We start from the raw sequence: 20,158 nt of genomic DNA, 5'->3' as shown, positions 1-20,158 counted from the left end.
TTAAAAAGTTCCGTTTTACCTGCACCCTCACTGTATTACCCCCGATAGCTACTACCATTTTCCAGGACCGCTAAAAACCAGCGCATGAATATTACATACGCCAGCCTGCGGCAGGAAGCCAGGTTATTTATACACACGCCGGCCAGGGTGCACCTCGGCATCATCCGGCTGCTCCTGCGCATGCTGAGAAAAAAGTGACTTAAAACTACCAACCAGGAAATTAAAGGCGCTGCTCACCATGCCGGAGGCAGTAGCGGGCATGCTGCAGGTAGCCGCCCTCCGCCGCCGGCTGAACCTTCTCTATACCCTGCAGTTCACCATGCTATTGCTGGTATTTGTACTGGGCGTGTATAAATTTCAGTAAACTACCTGCCTCCTACATTTTGATCCAGGTATTATTTGCCCGGTCAATATCGGGGAAATCACCATCAGGATCTATCACCACTTCCGTAACAGGGGTGGTGGTGGATACCCTGAAGGTCCAGGTGCCGCCGCGCTGCCATATTTCTGCAGGCAGCTTTACGGTATCTGTTTTGCCGCTGCTTTCCTTCACGGCCACTACTACCGGCATAGCCATCTGCTCGCGGTTCTCTATGGTGATCAGGGCGCCCCTGGTGGTATCATTGTCCGCGTACTTCACTTCCTTTACCGCCTGGTCCAGTTTCCAGGTATGCAGGAACCAGCCGCGCCAGAACCAGCCCAGGTCTTCCCCGGCCACATTTTCCATGGTATGGAAGAAATCCCAGGGGGTGGGATGCCTGAAAGCCCAGCGGTGAATGTAGGCTCGGAAAGCCTCGTCAAACCGCTCCGGCCCCAGCACATGGTTGCGCAGCAGGGTAAGCGCCACCGCTGGTTTAAAGTAGGCCATATTGCCCAACTGCCTGGCCTGGATCACATCCGGCGTATTCATAATGCCGTCCGTACCGGGTGCAAACAGGTTGGGGGCCGCCTTGGCCACCTGCTGTGGCTTGTGATACTCACCGTTGTTGAAGGCCCTGGTAGCCAGCGAATTGATAAAGGTGTTGAAACCTTCATCCATCCAGGCATACTTACGCTCATTGGAGCCCACGATCATGGGAAACCAGTTGTGCCCGAACTCGTGGTTGGTAACGCCCCAGAGCCCGTTGGTCCTGGCGCGGGCAGAACAGAAAACAATGCCGGGGTATTCCATCCCCCCTACAATACCGGCTACGTTGGTAGCCACCGGGTAGGTGTAGGGGAACCATTTTTCCGAATACAGCTCGATGCAGCCCTTTACATATTCCGTGGAGCGGCTCCAGGCGTTGAGCCCGGCGCTTTCCACGGGGTATACGGACTGCGCCAGCGCCTTTTTGCCGCCGGGCAGGTTGATGCGCGCAGCATCCCAGATAAAAGCGCGGGAAGCGGCCCAGGCCACATCGCGGGTGTTTTTACAGTTAAAACGCCAGGTAAGGTTGCCTTTACGGTTATCCGTGGGGGTGATGATCTCCGTGCTGTCCCTGATGGTTACGGTATGGTCGCTTACGCGGGCGCGGGCCAGGCGGTTGGCCTGGTTGGCGCTGAGCACCTGCGAGGGGTTTACCAGCTCACCGGAGCCTGCTACCACCATGTCGGCCGGCGCTGTAATCTCGTATGTAAAGTCGCCGTAATCCAGGTAAAACTCGGAAGCGCCCATGTAGGGGATATTGTTCCAGCCCAGCACATCATCATACACCGCCATGCGGGGATACCACTGGGCAATTTCGTATATCCATCCGTGGCGGGTCTCCAGGCGGCCCATACGGTCCGTGCCATAATGCGGGATGTCAAATGCATAGCTGATCTTTACGGTTACGGCGCCGCCGCCGGCTTTCATGACCTGGGGCAACTGTATCTTCATACGAGTATCGGTCACCTGGTAATCCGCCTCGTAGGATCTGCCGTTCTGCACCAGGGACACGCGGCTGATCTCATACCCCTTTGTAAAGCTGCGGTTAATGAAGCGCCCGCCGGTCACCACAGAAGTGGCGGAAGCGCGGGAATCCTCGCGGTAGATGTTCTGGTCCAGTTGCAGCCAGATAAAGGGCAGGGTGTCCGGGCTGTTATTGGTATACCGGATCTGCACGGAACCGCTGATGCGGTGCCTGGCGGTGTCCAGCGTAACCTGGATGTCATAGTCCGCCCGGTTCTGCCAGTACTGGGGACCGGGTGCGCCGCTGGCGCTGCGGAATTCGTTACCGTTCTGGGTGTAAAAGAGCGGGCTGAACACGGCATGCTGATCATATCCTGCAGGCGTTTGCGCGCTGGCTGACTGCCAGCCTGCGCTGAACAGCACAAACAGGCAAAGGAAGATTTTGTTGACTCTCATAAAACTGAATATAGACCTTGGTTTTTATAAGCGGTCAAGGTACTCAATTACGCAGAAAAATTATACCGTTTTACTCAGGCTTCGTGATGAGCGGGGGCTTCTGCTGGCCGGTTGGTAAAACGGGAATGGAAAATAAAAGTGATGAGTAATCCCAGCAGGCAGCCCGCCAGTACGGACAGTATCCTTTCCAACGCCGTATCCCATACATGCCGGCCCGCTTCGTGCAGGGTCACGATAATGGTGGCGGCCAGTGCCGTGCGGGTGGAAGGCTCCAGCTTCAGCAGCGTGCACACCGCCACTGTAATGCCAATACCGCCGGCTACCATCACTACCGGTACCGGGTGTACGAGCAGCATGAGCAGCCCGGCCCCTGCGCCCACCAGGTTGGCCTTGATGCGGCTCATTGCGAGGGAAACCGCATCTGTACCGTCCGGCGAAAGCACCAGCATTACAGAAATGAGGCACCAGATATAATCCCCGTAATGCAGCCACCAGGACAAGAGGAACACCAGCAGCGCGCCGACCACGCATTTACCCATGTACACCAGCAGTCTTTTAACATTCAGTGTGATCATGACCGCAAAACTACGGAGGATATTCGCTCCATTAACATATGATTAGCGTATGATCAATATTTAAATCATATTATTGCGCCCGTTCAATCCGGTTACGCATTTCTAACCCGCTTACTGATCAGTTGCTATAACCATTCATGTTATTTATTTCCTCAAATCCAAAATCTTTCAATGCTTATGAAACCGATCCACCGGCTAAGGGAGAGGTTAGCGCTTGCCGCTACCATGCTGTTACTACTGGCCGTCTCCTGTAAAAAGGAAACTGCGCGGCCTGATGAAAATATGCTGCCGCCCGGCCAAAAAGAAGCCCTGGCTACCGAGCCCGTTACCCCGCTGGACAAACCCATTCCGCTGCCGGCCGGCAGCCAGGGAAAAGCGGCCCGCAATGCAGGCGGGGAGCCCATTCCCATTATCATGGTGCATGGCATGGGCGGCCTGGGCCCCGGCGAAATGCTGGGACTTTACCACTACTGGGGCGGGGTGGACAACATCCCCCAGTATCTTGGCAACAGCGGCTATCCCGCGTATGAGGCCAAGGTAGGCCCGGTTAGCAGCAACTGGGACCGCGCCGTGGAGCTGTACTATTATATTAAAGGAGGCTATGTGGATTACGGGAAGCTCCACAGCAGCCGTTACGGGCATGCGCAAAAGCGTACCCGTTACTATCCCGGCATTTACCCGCAATGGGACGCGGAGCATCCCGTGCACCTGCTGGGGCACAGCATGGGCGGCCTTACCGTCCGGAAGCTGGTCACCCTCCTGGAGCAGGGAGATGCCGCCGAACGGCAGGACCCGGGCCATGCCTCCCTTTTCAACGGCGGGCGCACCGGCTGGGTAAAGTCCGTGACCACGATCAGCACCCCGCATAACGGCGCTACGCTGTCATATATACTATTGAACGGCTATATCCCCTTTGTACGGCAATTGGTAACCTCCGTAGCAGCGCTGGCCGGCGTGGTGCCGGGCATAGAAAAGATCTACGACTTCAGCCTGGATCAGTGGGGCCTGGTACAGCAGCCCGGTGAAAGCTGGCAGTCCTACGCCAGCCGCGTGGAAAACAGCGTGGTATGGCAAACAGAAGACTACTGCGGCCACGACGTTACGCCCGAAGCGCTGATGGACCCGGCCCGGCCGGATCCTGATTCAAAGCAGGTGTACTATTTCTCTTTCAGTACCAAAGCCTCCCTGCGGGGGCTGATCACCGGCTGGGAGTACCCGCGCCCGGACGTGTTTCCGCTGCTTATACCGGTGGCCTATCCCACGCCGGTGCTGATGGGCATCGGCAACTACCGGCGCAATGAGCCCGGCAGGATCGTGATCGACGCCAAATGGTGGCCCAACGATGGCGCCGCCAATACCTACGGCATGAGCGGCCCGGCAGGCAGCAGCATTAAAGCCTATGATCCTGCCGTACCACTGCAGAAAGGGGTGTGGAACCATGTGGGCGTGTACAACGGGTACGACCATTTTGATATTATCGGCATCGGCTATTTCCATTCTGTGCGGCCGTTTTACCAGCACATCGCGGAGCTGCTGAGCGCTGTGCAGTAGCTGCGGCAGGTTTTAAAAGAATAGTATGATGATCCTGTTGCGCGCCATTCTTTGAAATTCATAAGTTTTTCTTTGATTTTTATTAGCCGGCTCACCTGTGAGTGAACTAACTTTATACAGCGCTGTTGTATATAAAGAGGAAATCTGGTCGATATCTTTTAAGGAAAAACAAATCTTATGGTCAAGCTCACGATCAACCACCAGGAGCACACCGTTGACGCCCCGGGTGATATGCCGCTTTTATGGGTACTCCGTGATATTTTAGGACTAACAGGAACAAAATTCGGCTGCGGCATGGCCCAGTGCGGCGCCTGTACCGTGCATCTGAACGGGGAAGCCATACGTTCCTGCGTAACCCGGCTTTCCCGGGCGGAAGGCCAGGAGGTCACCACTATTGAAGGGCTGTCGCAGGACCTCAGCCACCCGCTGCAGCGGGCCTGGATAGAAGAGGACGTGCCGCAATGCGGCTACTGCCAGTCCGGGCAGATCATGTCTGCCGCCGTGCTGCTGCGCGATAAACCGCAGCCTACCGATGAGGACATTGACAACGCCATGAGCGGCAACATCTGCCGCTGTGGCACCTACCCGCGCATACGCCGCGCCATTCACCTGGCAGCGAAATTACAACAGGAAGGAGGTAACCAATGAATATGCATGATGAATTAACTACCAGCCGCCGCGGCTTCCTGAAAACGGGCGCCATGCTGGGTGGCGGCTTACTGATATCTTTTGCCGTGCCGGGCGTGCGGCGTTTAGCCAGGGCCGGTAGCCTGCCGGCTGGAGATGCCGCAGCCGTTTTTGCGCCAAACGCGTTCCTGCGTATAGGCGCAGACGATAGCATACAGATCATCCTGGCCCATGCGGAAATGGGGCAGGGGATATGGACCACCCTGGCCATGCTGATTGCCGAGGAGCTGGATGCGGACTGGAAAAAGATAAGCGTGGAGCACGGTCCCCCGGGCAAAGCGTATATACATACTGCTTACGGCCTGCAGATCACCGGCGGCTCCAGCACTACCTGGTCGGAATTTGACCGCTACCGGCAGGCCGGCGCTACGGCCCGCACCCTGCTGGTACAGGCTGCCGCCACGCAGTTTGGCGTAAGCCCTGCCGAATGCCGTACGGAGAACGGCGAGGTGATTGCCGGCAGCCAGCGTGCCCGTTACGGCGCACTGGCGGCAGCAGCGGCGGCATTGCCACCGCTCGCAGAGCCGGTGCTGCTGCGCGCTTCCAGCGAATGGAAATATATCGGCAAAGGCGCCAAAAGGCTGGATGCCCCGGCCAAGGTGAACGGCTCCGCCAGGTTCGGGATGGACGTACAGTTGCCCGGCCTGCTCACCGCCGTAGTGGCCCACCCGCCGGTGTATGGCGGGAAGGTGCGCTCCTTTGACGACAGCAAGGCCCGCGCCGTACCCGGCGTGCGGAACGTGGTGCAGATACCCACCGGCATCGCCGTGATAGCGGACCATTTCTGGGCGGCCAAAAAAGGCAGGGATGCATTGCAGGTAACATGGGATCATGGCGCGAATGTGCAGGTAGACAGCGCGGCGCAACTGCGGGAATTCAAACAACTGGCCCGCACCAAAGGCCTGCCGGCCGCGCAGGCGGGGAACGTGGAAAACGGCCTGGCCAAAGCCGCCAAAGTGATCGAATCGGAATATACCTTTCCATACCTGGCGCATACGCCCATGGAGCCTATCAATGTAACGGTAAAGCTCAGCAAGAACGCCTGTGAAATATGGACCGGCACCCAGATGCCCATGGCCGAACAGGCCGCCGCCGCCAAAATAACGGGGCTGCAACCGGAACAGGTCAGCGTGCATACCGTATTCCTGGGCGGGGGCTTTGGCAGAAGGGCCACGCCCAGTTGCGACTTTGTTTCAGAAGCCGTACATATTGCCAAAGCCAGCGGCCAGACCATTAAAATGGTGTGGACCCGGGAAGATGACGTGCACGGCGCTTACTACCGCCCCTCCTTTGTGCACCGCGTGCGCGCCGGCATAGACGCCAGCGGCAAACCGGTGGCCTGGGAGCACACCCTGGTAGGGCAGTCCATTATGGCCGGCTCTCCCTTTGAAGCCATGATGAAGAACGGCATTGATCCCGCGTCCGTGGAAGGCGTGGCGGACTCTCCCTACATGCCTGCCATACCGGACCATTACGTGGGCCTGCACTCGCCCCGGCTGGGCCTGCCGGTGCTGTGGTACCGTTCTGTAGGCCACACCCATACCGCCACGGTGATGGAATGTATGATAGACGAGCTGGCGCATGCAGCGGCAACGGACCCGGTGGCCTACCGCCGGGAGCTGCTGAAAGACCATCCGCGGCACCTGGCCGCGCTGAACCTGGCCGCAGAGAAAGCCGGCTGGGGAACGCCCCTGCCGGCGGGTCGCTACAGGGGAGTGGCCGTGCATGAATCCTTCCTCAGCTTTGTGGCGCAGGTGGCGGAAGTATCCGTCAGCGAGCAGGGCGCCATCCAGGTGCACCGCGTAGTGTGCGCCATAGATTGCGGCCTGGCCGTGAATCCCGACGGGGTGCGCGCGCAGATGGAAAGCGGGATCAACTTCGGCGTATCCACTGCGCTGTACGGCCGGATCAGCCTGGAAAAAGGGAAGGTGCAGCAAAGCAATTTTCATGATTATCATATTGCCCGGATGAATGAATCGCCGCTGGCAATAGAAGTGCATATCGTGGATAGCACCGAAAAAATGGGCGGCGCAGGAGAATGCGGCGTACCGCCGGTAGCCCCGGCCATTGCCAATGCCGTATTTGCCGCTACCGGCCAGCGCCTGCGGGACCTTCCCTTTGGCACCCATGTAAACCTCAAAGCGTAAATGACTATGACCAGCTCAAAAAAACAGACCATACTACCTGCAGGCAGGGCCATTTACCTGCTGCTGGCCGCCGCCGCTGTTTCCGTAACAGCCTTATCCTTTAATACGGATCCTTACCACCGGCAACGGGTATACGGCGTTGTGGAAAACGATAGCACCGCCTCCAAAAAAGCGTTCCTGGCCGCCTACGAGGTGCTCATGCACCCGCGCTGTATGAACTGTCACCCCTCGGGCGATGCGCCCCTGCAAGGGGAGGATAGCCACGTGCACACGCAGGGCGTAAAGCGCGGGCACGACGGCAAGGGGCTATACGCGCTGAAATGCTCCAACTGCCACCAGGCGGAAAATACGCCCGGCCTGCACATGCCGCCGGGCAATCCCAACTGGCACCTGCCCCCGGAAGACATGAAGATGGTATTCGAGGGCAAATCGCCCCGGGAGCTGGCGGCGCAGTTGCTGGACCCGAAACTGAACGGCGGTAAAACCAAAGAGGCCCTGATAGAGCATGTCACCCACGATCCGCTGGTAAAAGCCGGCTGGAACCCCGGCGAGGGCCGCGAGCTGCCCCCGCTCAGCCATGAAGAATTTGCCAGACAGTTCACCCGCTGGATAGAAACAGGGGCGTACCTGCCGGATAAATAAACAGGACTCATCACCCAGGCGTATGCTCCCGTAACGGCCCCGGTGTCCCGCGCACCCGGCCTGCTTACGGGAGCATTTTTTTGATTTCCACCGAAATTAAAATTTTCCTTGAAAAATTAATTTTTCGGTGTAATTTCGGATTGTGAATACCGTACAACCAGCATACAACCTGATCCGGGACGCCGCTGTAGCCACTGCGCTGCTCAGCCCCGTGCGCCTGAAAATACTGGAGCACCTGCGGGAGCCCGACTCCGCCTCCGGCCTGGCCCGCAAGCTGCAGATGAACCGGCAGCAACTGAACTACCACCTGAAAGAGCTGGAAAAAAACCAGTTGCTGGAGCTGGTGGAAGAAAAGAGAAAGGGTAACTGCATTGAAAGGATCGTGCGGGCAACGGCCCGTTCCTATTACATCTGCCTGCAAACCTCCCCGGAGGAAACCGCCGCGCAGATCAGGGACAAATTCTCTTCCGCTTACCTGGTAGCTGCTGCCGCCAATATTGTACAGGAAGTGGCCACTTTGCAGGAGCTGGCCGCAGGGGAGAAGAAACAATTGTCCACCTTCTCCCTGCAAACGGAAGTGAGCTTTGCTGATCCGGCGGCCCTGCACGCCTTCACCGAAGAGCTGTCGCAAACAGTAGCCCGCCTGGCCACCAAATACCAGGCCGGCACCGGCGAAAAGGCCCGGCGTTACCGTTTCAGCTTGCTGGCGCACCCGGCGCTCACCCATAAAAAAACATCGTAGTATGCCACACCCGAAAGACCAGCGAAAAATAGAACTGACCACCCTGCTCGAAGCTGACCCCGCCGTTGTATGGAAAACGCTGACGGCCGCCGAAGAGCTGAAGCGCTGGTTCCCGCTGGACGCCCGCGTACAGGCCGGCCCCGACGGCTGGATACAACTGTACTGGGGGGATGATCATACCTGGCGCTTCCAGGTGAAAGAAGCCGTGCTGCACAAGTACCTGAAGCTGGTATATGAGCACGGCGCCGGCTTCCAGGGCCCGGCGGAACCGCTGCTGGCAGGGGAAGCCACCCAACTGGTGCTGGAATACTTCCTGGAAACGGAGAACGGCCGCACCGCCCTGCGGCTGGTGCATTCCGGGTTTGGACCGGATACCAACTGGGACGATGAATACAATGCGGTGAACCGGGGCTGGCGTTCCGAAATGCAAAGCCTGCAACATTACATTGCCCACCACCGCGGCAGGGACAGGCGGGTGGCCTGGTCACGGGCGGCGCTGCCGGATCATGCCGACCCGGGAAAAATATGGCAGGCCCTCATGCAGGACACCGGGCAGTTCACCAGTAACAGTGAAGTATATACTTTTCAGTCCCCTTACGATGAAGCCTATACGGGCAGGGTGCTGATGCTGAACCCGCCCTGCGATTTTTCCGGCACGGTGGAACGGCTGAACAATGCTTTTTTCCGGGTAACCATAGAAATCTACGGCCGCCACCGGGAGATCAGCGTATGGCTGGCTACTTACGGCCTGCCGCCCGCGGTGACCGCCCGTTTCCAGGAGGAGTGGGACCGGGAGTTACAACGTTTATTGAACCTTTAAATAAAAAACATATGGCCAAGCATGACTGGAGCCGGTTCTCCTTAAGGATCCCCATCAAGGCAGGCGTACAGGACATTTACGACGCCTGGACCGTGCCCGCCAATATCGAAAAGTGGTTCCTGCGCCAGGCCCTGTTCTCCACGGCTGACGGCGCTGCCAGAGACAGCACCCTCCCTGTGCAGCAGGGCGACACCTACCTGTGGCGCTGGCACGGCTACCCGGATGATGTAAATGAGCATGGCGCCGTACTGGCTGCCAATGGAAAGGATTTCCTGCAGTTTACTTTCGGGATAGCCGGCACCGTAAGTGTCACCATCAAAACAGTAGAAGGGGAGTCGCTGGCAGAGCTGGTGCAGGACAAGATACCCACGGACGAGGAGTCCAAATTCAAATTCCACATCGGGTGCCAGGGGGGCTGGCTGTTTTACCTTGTCAACCTGAAATCCCTGCTGGAAGGGGGCATCGACCTGCGTAACAGGAACGAGCAACTAACGGCCGTTATCAACTCCTGACCTGCTTTTTCCCGCTTACATACGGACTGTCTTTTAGTATGAACCGGTAGGGGAGCAAGGCATCCTCTCCCGCGTAATTCACGCCTATTCTCGGTGTTACCGCCACCTCGGCGGCGGCCGGTGCAAAGCCGTCCTGCGCAATGAACATTTCCCGGCTGGCCAGGTTCCAGCCCGTGTAGCGGGTAGTGATGCCCAGCGCCCTGGATACGTTGCCCGGGCCTCTTCCCAGTGAATGATCCGGTTTGGCCCGGCCGGTGCGCAGCAGCATATCCGGTATGCCCTGCAGGGGCGCTATAGCCCTTACCAGCACGGCGTGAGGCACCTCCTCCCGGTTGGTGACCACGTTGAACAGGTGATGTATGCCATAGCACAGGTACACGTAAGCGGTACCGGGCCTGCCGTACATCACCTCGGTGCGGGCGGTGCGCCGGCCGCCGTAGGCGTGGGAGGCGCGGTCGTTCTCCCCGGCGTAGGCCTCCGTTTCCACGATGCGGCCGGCTGTGGCAATACCGTTGAACTGCGTTACCAGCACCTTGCCCAGCAGCTCCCGGGCAATGGTCAGCACATCCGCGCGGTTGTAAAAATCATATGCCAGTTTTTCCATATCGGGCCTAAAGTTCCGTATTCTGCGCTTATCTGTGGTAAAGTTGCAGGAATTTTCGGGCTGGTATCCACATTTCCGGGCCTTATCTATACAGCCCCGGCGGGGTCCCGGCCGGGTGGTAGCTTTGTTACAGCATCATTTTTAAACCTTTTAAAACAAAGCGCCATGATCTTTGCATTAATGATTTTTTTGCGGTTGCTGTTCATAGCATGTATGGTATTTATTATCGGGTATGTGTTCGGGTCTTTCTCGAAGAGCCGCACCCTGACAGTCATTACCCGGGTGGCCGCCATACTCACCATTGTACTGTTCATATCCGCCAATATCCTGTTCTTCGGCCTTAGCCGCGGGCATGGGCATGGACCGGAACATGCCCCGCACGGGCATTGCATCACGGAGCAGCGTTAGCCGTTAATCCAGGGCGCTGATCTTGCTGCCCAGTATCCGCTGCTCGGTTGCGGACTGTGTTTGCGTCATAGCGATCCCGAAGTATTTTTTTGCCAGCGGGATATTGCGCAGGCGTGCATGCAGCTCTCCCAACAGGCTGTTGTAGAGGTAAAAGGAGCTTAGCTTTTTTTGTGCCGTTATCCTTTCCAGGGCCGTGAGCGCGGCAGTTGCCCCGTGCAGTTGCATGATCGCAACGGCCCTGTTCACTTCCGTAACAGGAGAGGGGGCCATCTCGCAGAGCAGGTCGTAATATGCCAGTATCCTTTCCCAGTTGGTCTGCGTATAATTTTCCGCCGCGCAGTGCTCATAGGCAATGGCGGCTTCGACATGGTACTGGCTGATGGTATGGCCCGACGCCGCCCGGTTCATATAGTCGTTGCCGGTAGCTACCAGTTGCCGGTCCCATTTCCCCCGGTCCTGGTCCTGCAGTAAAATGATCTCACCTTCCGCGGAGAGGCGGCTGTCCGTCCGGGAGGCATGAAAGCACATGAGCGCCATTAAAGCAAAAGTTTCAGGCACCTGGGTATGCGTATGCTCCGTCAGCAGCTTGCACAGCAGCATGGCCTCCTCCAGCATGTCCCGGCGGATGAGCGCCGTGGCATGGGTGGAATTGTATCCTTCGTTAAACAGCAGGTAGATGGCATTCAGCACGGCATCCGTCCGTTGCTTCATTTCCGGGACGGAGGGAATGGCCAGGCGGAGCCGCTTTTCCCGGAAGAACTCCCGGGTGCGGTACAGCCTTTTGGAAATGGTGTCTTCCGATGTGAGGAATGCTTTTGCGATCTCCGCCGTGCTGAAGCCGCACAGCGTTTTCAGGATGATGCAGAGCTGGTTTTCCTCCGAAATGCCGGGATGGCAGCAGGCGAACATCATGCGCAGCATATCGTCCCTTACCGGTTCCTCCTGCCAGAAATGCTCCATGGTAGCGGTAAAGGAGTAGCTGGAAGTGAGCAATATCCTTTCCGGGTCGCTGAAATCAAATTGTATCGCGTGCCGGTTGCGCCGGATAATGTCAATAGCCCGGTTCCTGGCCACGCGGTACAGCCAGGCGGATGGATTGTCCGGTATGCCTTTGTCGCTCCATACCTGCATGGCCTGCAGCAGCGTATCCTGCACCACGTCCTCGGCCATGGCAAGATGCTCCGCACCAAAGATCTTGGTCAGTACAGCCACCATCTTTCCCGCCTCCCGGCGGAAAAGATGGTCGGTCAGTGTGTTGATATGTCTGCTTGACGGTGGCAACGGAAAGGTCATTGATCAAAAATAGGGCTTTCCCCCGCATTCCCCATCCCTTTCCGTTTGAATGGGTTACACGGCAACGCCATCGATCACCTCCTCCAGCGCCGCTTCCCGGAAGCCCGGCAGGGCAACCCCTTCCAGGTGTACCACGGTAGTATCTGTAATGCCAAGAAAGCCCAGCATGTATTGCAGGTAAGGCGCAACAAAATTGTACGCCTGCATGGCTCCCTCGGAGTACACCCAGCCGCTGGCAATAACGATATAGGCTTTTTTGTTCTTCACCAGTCCTTCCGTTCCCTGCCCGGTATAGCGGAAGGTGAGGTTCTGCCGTACGATCTGGTCCAGCCATGCTTTCAGCGTGGAAGGAATGTTGAAATTGTAAATAGGCGCGCCAATCACCAGGATGTCCGCATCCATGATCTCCGCAATTGCTTCATTGGAGTCCCGGATGGCGGCCCGGTTCTCGGGCGTATAGTTTTCCTCCGGCGTAAAGAAAGCCGCCAGGTGCGCCGCTTCCAGGTGGGGAACCGCCTGTTGGGCCAGGTTCTTTACCTGTACCTTGCTACCGGGATAGGCGGCTGTCAGCTTTCCGATCAGCGCATCCGCCAGTTGAATGCTGTAGGACCCGCTTCCTTTCGGGCTGGATATAATGTTCAGTATCTTTTTCATCGGTTATGTATTTGTCATGTGTGCAGGCGTGTTCAGAAGGCAATTTCCCGTATCTCGGTGCTGGCGTCGTCATGTTCAAAAATGGGGCAGCCCTTCAGCAAGGCAGCCGCTTCTTCCAGGTCATTGGCTTTGATGATCAGGTAGCCGGCCACCACTTCCTTGCCTTCGGCATAAGGCCCGTCCGTGAGCTGCGTTTTCCGGCCTTTCAGCACAGCGCCGGTATCGCCCACCAAACGTTGCCCTGCCACAAAACGCCCATTTTTCACCAGTGTTTCCATCCAGTTCCGCCAGTCGGGGGAAATGGGCGCTTGCGGCTGTTCTGCGGAGGGAATGTACTGCGGTCCCCCTCTGAATAATAACAGGTAATCTTTCATTTTCTTTCGGTTTTAAATGGTGAATAATTTGCGTGCACACTTCCATGACGAATACAGGGTTTCAAATTTGGACAATTTTTTTTCAAATTTCCCAAACGTTAATGATTGTTAAAGAATGGACGGTCCAAAGCGGCGGCGGGTTAAATTTGCGGGATATGCACAGTGTCAGGAAAAGGATATGGTGGATTGCGGCGCCGGCGGTACTGGCGGCATTACTGTTCCAGTTGTACTGGCTGCGGCAAACCTACCGCTCGCAGCAGGAAGCCTTTGTGGCCACCGCCACGGAGGCTTTCCAGAAAGCCTATGACCTGGCCATTATACGCACCACCCGGGTAATGGCGGGAGAAAGCGCAGCGGGAAAAGGCAGCTATAACTTCCAGGCCTATATTAACCTGGACAGCGATAGTTCGGCCATGCAAGCCCTGCCCGGTCCCGGGGCGGATACCGGCACAATCCGGCTGGACACCGCCCACCTGCCCAAAGGGGACCGGAATATCGAGAACGATCATCCTTACGCGCACTTCGTGTCCACCCTGTTTGCATCCTTCACCAATATAACGCCGGACAGGGACAGCCTGGACAAATATTACCGCGCGCAACTGCGGGAAAAGCATATTCACCTGCCCTTTACCCTGTTCATTGGCAGCAAAGCAGTAGCAGGGGCCAACCCTGCGCCGGTGCTGGTGATCAATCCCACGCTTAACAATCCCGCCAAGGTGGCGGGCGTGCATTTTAGCGGCCTGCCGGGGTACCTGCTGCAAAAAATGGGCAGCGCCATCCTGCTTTCCGGGTTCATTGCACTGCTGATCACCGGCTGCATATGGATACTATGGCGCATCATCCTGCGGCAGGAAAAGCTGGAACGGATGAAGCGGGATTTTATCAGCCATGTTACGCATGAGCTGAAAACGCCGGTAGCCATCCTGAAAGCCACCAACGAAGCCCTGCTCACTTTCCGCGGGATGCACGATGCAGGCAAAACGGAGCGCTACCTCCGGCATTCCGGGGGAGAGCTGGAGCGGCTGCAGGAGCTGATAGACAAGGTGATGCAGGTAAGCCGGCTGGAACAGCAGCACCTGCCGCTGCAGGTAGCGCCGGCCGGCATCCGGGCGTTGGTGGAGGAAGCCGCCGGCCGTTTTTCCCAATTGCCGGATGTGCAGATCACCCTGCGGTTCGAGTTGCAGCAGGAGCAGCTCCTTACCGATGCGCATACCTTTCATACCATCCTTGCCAACCTGCTGGACAATGCCGCCAGGTACAACGACAAGCCGCGGAAAGAGATACAGGTAACCGTGCGGGAACTGCCGGCGCATATCAGCTTCGCGGTAACAGACAACGGGAACGGTATTGAAAAACAGCATTTCCCCTTCCTGTACGATAAATTTTACCGCGTTACAACCGGCGACCGGCAGGATACCCGGGGCTACGGGCTGGGGCTGAGCCATGTAAAGGCCCTGCTGCAGCAACTGCAGGGAAGCATCAGCGTGCACAGCACGCCGGGGAAAGGCACTACATTTACCTTTCAATTGCCGAAATAAATAAAGAGGGATAAAAAACTGCGGGATAAATATTAACAGATGAAAAAGATCAAGCTGCTGCTGGTGGAAGATGAAGTGATACTGGCCGGCGTGGTAAAGGAAACACTGGAAATGAACGGCTTTCATATCCGCCATGCGGAAAACGGGCAGCAGGGCTGGGAACAGTACCTGTCCTTCCGGCCGGAAGTATGCATCGTGGACATTATGATGCCCCGCAAGGACGGCATTTCCCTGGTGAAGGACATCCGCGCCGTGGATGAGCAGACGCCCATCATTTTCCTGACAGCCAAAAGCGAAACGCAGGACGTGATCAAAGGCCTGCAGACCGGTGCGGATGACTACATGAAAAAACCCTTCAGCCTGGAAGAGCTGATCCTGCGGATCAAAACCCTGCTGAAACGCGCCGGACAGGCCACTGCCGCTAAAAACAATACCGGCATTTTCCTGCTGGGCAGCTATACTTTTGATCACAACCGGCAGGAGCTGCGGCATACAAAGGAGCATATCCGCCTTTCCCTCCGCGAAGCGGACATACTGAAAATGCTGGCGGAGCGCCCGAATGCCACCACGCACCGCCGGAACATCCTGCTGGAGCTATGGGGCGACGACAATTTCTTCAATGCCCGTAATATGGACGTGTACATCAGCAAGATCCGCAAGTACCTGCAGCACGATCCTTCCGTACAACTGGTGAACGTAAGGGGGCTGGGCTACAAACTGGTCTTTTAACACTCATTAAGGATATACCAACACTCGTTAACCCGGTGCGGCAGCACGGCCCGCTACTTTTGCATGGTCAACAAAACACCGCAGACCATGCGAAACTTTACGACCCTTTGTTTTATTCTTTTTATACTCCTGGCAGGCGCCGGCGCCAGGGCGCAGGAGCGGGACACCATCCCGGCGGACAGCAGCCGGAGCGGCCCCCCCTTACGGATACGCACACTGAAGGAGGTGGTAGTGGAAAGCAGGCCGCCGGTGCGCCTGAAAGGCGACACCCTGGAGTATGACGCATCCCGCTTCAAAACCCGGGAAAACGCCGTGGTGGAAGAGCTGCTGCAAAAGCTGCCGGGCGTGAAGGTGGACAAAGGCGGCGCCATTACCGCGCAGGGAGAAACCGTGCAACGGGTGCTGGTGGATGGGAAGGAGTTCTTTGGCAATGATCCCGCCATCGCCACCAAAAACCTGCCCGCCGATATGGTGGACCGGATACAGGTGCTGGACAAAATGAGCGACCAGGAAGAATTTACCGGCATCGACGACGGCAACAAGGTCAAAACCATCAACATCATTACCAAAAAGGACCGCAAGCAGGGTTACTTCGGCAATGTATCCGCCGGCGGGGGACCGGACGGGAAATATGAGGGCGGTCTGAATATCAACAGCTTTGCCGGCGATCAGCAACTGTCCCTGCTGCTGAAGGCCAACAATGTGAACAAGAGCGGCTTTTCCGCTTCGGAGCTGCTGCGAATGGCGGCCGGCAACCCCGAGCTGTTCAATAACCTGCCGGCCTTTGCCATTTCGGAGCTAAGTAAAATGAAGGGCGTGCGCATCAACAGCGATGACCCTGCAGAAAAGGCGGAGCTGGCCCGGCCGGCCGGCAGGAACAACACGCAATACGGCGGCGTCAATTATAACAATGACTGGGGCCGGCGGCTGCAATGGCGCAGCAGCTATTTTTACAACCGCTTTACCAGCAGCAACGACTATACGTACAACCGGCATTACCTGCTGCCGGACACCGCGTACCAATTCCTGCAGGATGGCACGGCCTGCCAGTCCGGCAATGACCACCGCCTCAATGCCAGCGCGGACATTCGGCTGAACGAGCGCCATTCGCTGAAAATATCGCCCCAGGCCGTTTTCAATACTGCGGAGCAGTCCGGCAGCCGCCGGTACAGCTCTTCCGGCGCGGACGGCCAACAGCTACTGAACCAGGGATCGCAGGACCTGCATACCAGCAGTCACACCACGCAGGCCGGGGCGGACATCCTGTACCGGCGCCGCTTTGCCAAAACGGGGCGCACCCTGTCCGTGCAGGTAACGCCGGCCAGCTTTAATATGAGCAGCGTATCTTTCAACACTTCCCGGAACCAGTACTATAACACCGGGGCCGGGGAAGTAAGGGACAGCATCCGGCAGCAGACCAATGCCCGTTCTGAAAGCTATTCACTGGATAACAGCATCGTATACACGGAACAATTATTCCCCCACCTGGCGCTGAAGCTTCATGAGCAGTTGTGCTACAGCCAGGGGCGGTATCGGCAGCAAGCCCTCAATTTCAACCCTGCCGGCGGGGCCTACAACCTGGAAGATGCGCGCTACAGCGACCTGTATGGCAGCAACACCTTCAAAACCCTCACCGACATTGCCCTGGCAGGCAGCTACCGCCGTTTTAACTTCACGGCAGGCGCAGGTTGGCAGCATAGCCGCCTGGATGGCAGCTCCGATTACAAAGGCTACCAGGTGAGGGGCCGCTACGGCGCCTTCCTGCCACATGCGTATGCCCGCTACCGTTTTACCAGGTCCAAACGCCTGACGCTGCATTACAAATCCCGGGCAGTGCTGCCCGGCCTCAGCCAGCTCAGGCCCCTGGAAGATATTACGGACCCGCTGTACGTGCGCAAAGGCAACCCGGACCTGCAGCAGGCGGTAGATCACACTGTAACGCTGGCTTATCTCTCCACCAACGTGTACCGGAATACCTTTACCAATATACAGTTGCGGCTCTCTACCGTGAAGGACCAGTTTACCGACCTGTATACCACGGATAGCAGCGGCCGGCAACTGATCACCCCCATCAATGCCAGTGATAACTTCTCCGGCAGCCTGCATGCAGAAAGGTCCGTACCGCTGGGGGACAACGGCTCCAACCTCACCATGGGCGCGGCGCTGGCCTATGACCAGTATCCCGCCTATTTTAACGCCGTAGCGGATAAGATACAACAGTGGTCCCTCACGCCGGACCTGCAGCTCAGTTATTATCCCCTGCATGCCCTCAGCATCACAGCCAGGGGCAACGCCGCCTGGAATCACCGCCATAACGCCGCGGGCAACAGCCTTACGCAACAGTACTGGTTCCTGGACTACGGGCTGGAACTGGCAGCTATCCTGCCGGGGCAGTGGACGGCAGATGCCGGCCTGGCCTGCTATACCACCACGGGGCTAAGCGAAGCATATAACAATACCATTGCGCTGCTGAACGCCGGCATTACCAGGGACATCGGGAAGCGCTACATGCTGCGGCTGGAAGGACAGGACCTGCTGAACCGCAACAGGAGCTTTACCCGCCTGGCGCGGAACGGCTATACGGAAGACCGGCGCAACCAGGTCCTGGGACGCTACTTCCTGCTAAGCCTCATTTACAAGCTCCGGCATTTTACCAAAGGCTGATCATCACACTAAATCATATGAATATGTACAGAACACTCATGATCACAGCAGGGCTGGGATTGCTTTTTAAAACCGGCGCCGCGCAGGACAGCACACAGGGAAAGATCCACTACGAGATCACCTATCACCTGCACGCCGCCCTCAAGCCGGACCAGCAGCAGTACAAGGACCTGGTGCCCGAGAGCAGCACCGAAAACGCCGTGCTGGTATACAAGGGACAGCGCGTAAAAACCTTCCTGGACGATGCGGTGGACAAAGAGCAGGACGGGGTGAGCACCAAAATAACGGTATCCTCCTCAGAAGGCACTGAAAGATACCTGGACCTGGAAAAGGGTATCCTGTGGTGGGTGAACAAAGCGCAGGAACCTCCGGTCCTTGTAGAGAAAAAGCTCAGCGAAGCCGCGGCAGAAGAAAAGGTCAGCGAAAGCGCCGGCACCCGCCAAATACTGGGCTACACCTGCAAAAAGCTGGTAGTGAAAGCTAAAAAAGGCGGTACGCAAACGGTATGGTACACCACCGCGCTGCCCGTAAAAGCCGGCAGTCCCATTGGCGTGTATACGAACAGGGGAGTGGTGCTGGGGCTGGAGAGCAGGCTGGTGACCCTCATGGCCACCAGCGTGGAATTTGTGCCCGTAACGGAAAAGGAAGTACAGCCGCCGGCAGATATGAAAGTGGTGCAGCAGTAGGAAAAGCCCTTATTTTTTCAGATCTTATTACCTATCTTCTGAAAAAATAAAGGTTCATGCGTATCATTTTAACCAGCCTGTTGTTGTTTGTTGCAGCACACACCCTCCACGCCCAAACCGTGACCCGCGCCCGGGACCGGGGGATCACCATCGGCGTGCTGCCCACCGGGAAATGGAATGCTATTACGGATGTACCGGGCGTAAAGGTAGGGCACGCCACCCTGGTGAAAGGAGACCGTATACGTACCGGTGTAACGGCCATATTGCCGCATGACGGGAACATCTTCCAACAGAAGGTGCCGGCCGCCATCTTCGTGGGCAATGGCTTTGGCAAGCTGGCCGGCAGCACGCAGGTAGCGGAGTTGGGCAACCTGGAAACACCCGTGGTGCTTACCAACACGCTGAACGTGGCTACCGCCATAGAAGCCGTGATCGAATACACGCTGCAGCAACCAGGGAACGAGTCCGTGCAGTCTGTGAACGCTGTGATAGGGGAAACCAACGACGGCTGGTTAAATGATATCCGGTCCACGCCCGTGCGCAAGGCGGATGTGCTGCAGGCGATCCAAAGTGCGCAAAGCGGGCCCGTTGCCGAAGGCTGCGTGGGCGCCGGCACAGGCACCATCTGTTTTGGCTTTAAAGGCGGCATCGGCACAGCATCGCGGCTGTTGCCCGCAAAGCTGGGCGGGTATACCGTGGGGGTGCTGGTGCAGAGCAATTTCGGCGGCGTGCTGCAAATTGCCGGCGCACCGGTAGGACAGGAGCTGGGCAAATACTACCTGAGCGATCAGTTGAACAACATGGTAGACGGCTCCTGCATGATGGTGGTAGCAACGGATGCGCCACTGGACAGCCGCAACCTGGAGCGCCTGGCTAAAAGGGCTTTTATGGGACTGGCCAGGACCGGCGGCATTGCCTCCAATGGCAGCGGGGATTACGTGATCGCTTTTTCCACCGCCGGCGCCGCGCGCGTGCCCTATGTGGCAGACCAGCCGGTACAGACGGTGCCGGTACTGCATAATGAATTTGTAACTCCGTTGTTCATGGCCGCTATTGAAGCTACGGAGGAGGCGATCATCAACTCACTGTTTGCCGCTACCACTACCATTGGCAAGGACGGGCACAAGATCGAAGCGTTGCCGGTGGAGCGGGTAATGGAGATATTGCGGCAGTATGGGCGGGTGAAGGGAGAGTAGCGGGTATGGA

20 protein-coding genes are annotated in these 20,158 nt (G+C 57.4%); 14 read left to right on the top strand and 6 right to left on the bottom strand.

The genetic code is table 11. The features are described 5' to 3' along the window. Positions 1-238 precede the first annotated feature (238 nt). Positions 239-364 (top strand): hypothetical protein, encoded by a 126-nt coding sequence (locus LX66_RS28540; protein WP_262713215.1) that lies wholly within the window; start codon positions 239-241, stop codon positions 362-364. A gap of 12 nt (positions 365-376) precedes the next feature. On the opposite strand, the gene LX66_RS18570 is transcribed toward LX66_RS28540, so the two are convergent. After that, positions 377-2,326: a M1 family metallopeptidase gene (locus LX66_RS18570; RefSeq protein WP_145716349.1), complete on the bottom strand. Its 1,950-nt coding sequence runs from the start codon at positions 2,324-2,326 to the stop codon at positions 377-379. A gap of 74 nt (positions 2,327-2,400) precedes the next feature. Next, positions 2,401-2,901, bottom strand: coding sequence for an FUSC family protein (locus LX66_RS18565; protein ID WP_145716347.1), 501 nt, complete (start codon positions 2,899-2,901; stop codon positions 2,401-2,403). 177 nt (positions 2,902-3,078) lie between these two features. Between LX66_RS18565 and LX66_RS18560 the strand changes: the two genes are divergently transcribed. The 7 genes from LX66_RS18560 (at position 3,079) to LX66_RS18530 (ending at position 10,002) form a co-directional block, all read left to right on the top strand. Beyond that, positions 3,079-4,452, top strand: coding sequence for an esterase/lipase family protein (locus LX66_RS18560; RefSeq protein ID WP_145716344.1), 1,374 nt, complete (start codon positions 3,079-3,081; stop codon positions 4,450-4,452). Between the two features lie 177 nt (positions 4,453-4,629). Then, on the top strand, positions 4,630-5,100 hold the full coding sequence (locus LX66_RS18555; RefSeq protein WP_145716341.1) for a (2Fe-2S)-binding protein: 471 nt from the start codon (positions 4,630-4,632) through the stop codon (positions 5,098-5,100). Positions 5,101-5,102: 2 nt separating this feature from the next. Further along, positions 5,103-7,286 carry a xanthine dehydrogenase family protein molybdopterin-binding subunit gene (locus LX66_RS18550; RefSeq protein WP_145716340.1) on the top strand — a complete coding sequence of 728 codons (2,184 nt, stop codon included), beginning with the start codon at positions 5,103-5,105 and terminating at the stop codon, positions 7,284-7,286. Positions 7,287-7,292: 6 nt separating this feature from the next. Continuing rightward, entirely contained in the window at positions 7,293-7,928 is a 636-nt protein-coding gene (locus LX66_RS18545; RefSeq protein ID WP_145716338.1) for a hypothetical protein, read from the top strand. Positions 7,929-8,070: 142 nt separating this feature from the next. Next, on the top strand, positions 8,071-8,670 hold the full coding sequence (locus tag LX66_RS18540; RefSeq protein WP_158642678.1) for an ArsR/SmtB family transcription factor: 600 nt from the start codon (positions 8,071-8,073) through the stop codon (positions 8,668-8,670). Between the two features lies 1 nt (position 8,671). After that, on the top strand, positions 8,672-9,490 hold the full coding sequence (locus LX66_RS18535; RefSeq protein WP_145716334.1) for an SRPBCC family protein: 819 nt from the start codon (positions 8,672-8,674) through the stop codon (positions 9,488-9,490). Positions 9,491-9,501: 11 nt separating this feature from the next. After that, on the top strand, positions 9,502-10,002 hold the full coding sequence (locus LX66_RS18530) for an SRPBCC family protein (RefSeq protein WP_158642677.1): 501 nt from the start codon (positions 9,502-9,504) through the stop codon (positions 10,000-10,002). Here LX66_RS18530 and LX66_RS18525 read toward each other — a convergent pair. Then, positions 9,992-10,606 carry a DNA-3-methyladenine glycosylase gene (locus LX66_RS18525; RefSeq protein WP_145716330.1) on the bottom strand — a complete coding sequence of 205 codons (615 nt, stop codon included), beginning with the start codon at positions 10,604-10,606 and terminating at the stop codon, positions 9,992-9,994. The genes LX66_RS18530 and LX66_RS18525 overlap by 11 nt on opposite strands. Before the next feature lie 165 nt (positions 10,607-10,771). Here LX66_RS18525 and LX66_RS18520 point away from each other — a divergent pair, with 165 nt between their 5' ends. Continuing rightward, positions 10,772-11,014 (top strand): hypothetical protein, encoded by a 243-nt coding sequence (locus tag LX66_RS18520; protein WP_145716328.1) that lies wholly within the window; start codon positions 10,772-10,774, stop codon positions 11,012-11,014. Between the two features lie 3 nt (positions 11,015-11,017). Here the strand turns inward: LX66_RS18520 and LX66_RS18515 are convergent, their stop codons facing one another. The 3 genes from LX66_RS18515 to LX66_RS18505 are packed head-to-tail and all read right to left on the bottom strand — an operon-like array spanning position 11,018 to position 13,335. Continuing rightward, on the bottom strand, positions 11,018-12,307 hold the full coding sequence (locus tag LX66_RS18515) for an RNA polymerase sigma factor (RefSeq protein WP_145716326.1): 1,290 nt from the start codon (positions 12,305-12,307) through the stop codon (positions 11,018-11,020). Positions 12,308-12,361: 54 nt separating this feature from the next. Beyond that, positions 12,362-12,961, bottom strand: a complete 600-nt coding sequence (locus LX66_RS18510; RefSeq protein WP_145716324.1) for an FMN-dependent NADH-azoreductase — start codon at positions 12,959-12,961, stop codon at positions 12,362-12,364. 32 nt (positions 12,962-12,993) lie between these two features. Further along, the gene (locus tag LX66_RS18505; RefSeq protein WP_145716322.1) at positions 12,994-13,335 is read right to left on the bottom strand and encodes a YciI family protein; all 342 of its coding nucleotides are present in this window, start codon (positions 13,333-13,335) and stop codon (positions 12,994-12,996) included. A gap of 155 nt (positions 13,336-13,490) precedes the next feature. Here LX66_RS18505 and LX66_RS18500 point away from each other — a divergent pair, with 155 nt between their 5' ends. From LX66_RS18500 to LX66_RS18480, 5 genes are all read left to right on the top strand, one after another. Then, on the top strand, positions 13,491-14,873 hold the full coding sequence (locus LX66_RS18500; RefSeq protein ID WP_158642676.1) for a sensor histidine kinase: 1,383 nt from the start codon (positions 13,491-13,493) through the stop codon (positions 14,871-14,873). A gap of 39 nt (positions 14,874-14,912) precedes the next feature. Further along, entirely contained in the window at positions 14,913-15,602 is a 690-nt protein-coding gene (locus tag LX66_RS18495; protein ID WP_145716318.1) for a response regulator transcription factor, read from the top strand. Between the two features lie 87 nt (positions 15,603-15,689). Further along, entirely contained in the window at positions 15,690-18,266 is a 2,577-nt protein-coding gene (locus LX66_RS18490; protein ID WP_158642675.1) for an outer membrane beta-barrel protein, read from the top strand. Positions 18,267-18,289: 23 nt separating this feature from the next. Then, positions 18,290-18,952, top strand: coding sequence for a hypothetical protein (locus LX66_RS18485; protein WP_145716314.1), 663 nt, complete (start codon positions 18,290-18,292; stop codon positions 18,950-18,952). Between the two features lie 56 nt (positions 18,953-19,008). Then, positions 19,009-20,148, top strand: coding sequence for a DmpA family aminopeptidase (locus LX66_RS18480; protein WP_145716312.1), 1,140 nt, complete (start codon positions 19,009-19,011; stop codon positions 20,146-20,148). Positions 20,149-20,158 lie beyond the last annotated feature (10 nt).

Source organism: Chitinophaga japonensis (assembly GCF_007830125.1).
In the GTDB taxonomy this organism is placed as follows: Bacteria; Bacteroidota; Bacteroidia; order Chitinophagales; family Chitinophagaceae; genus Chitinophaga; species Chitinophaga japonensis.
Note: the sequence above shows the minus strand (reverse complement) of the source record. Positions and strands in the feature narration are given on the sequence as shown.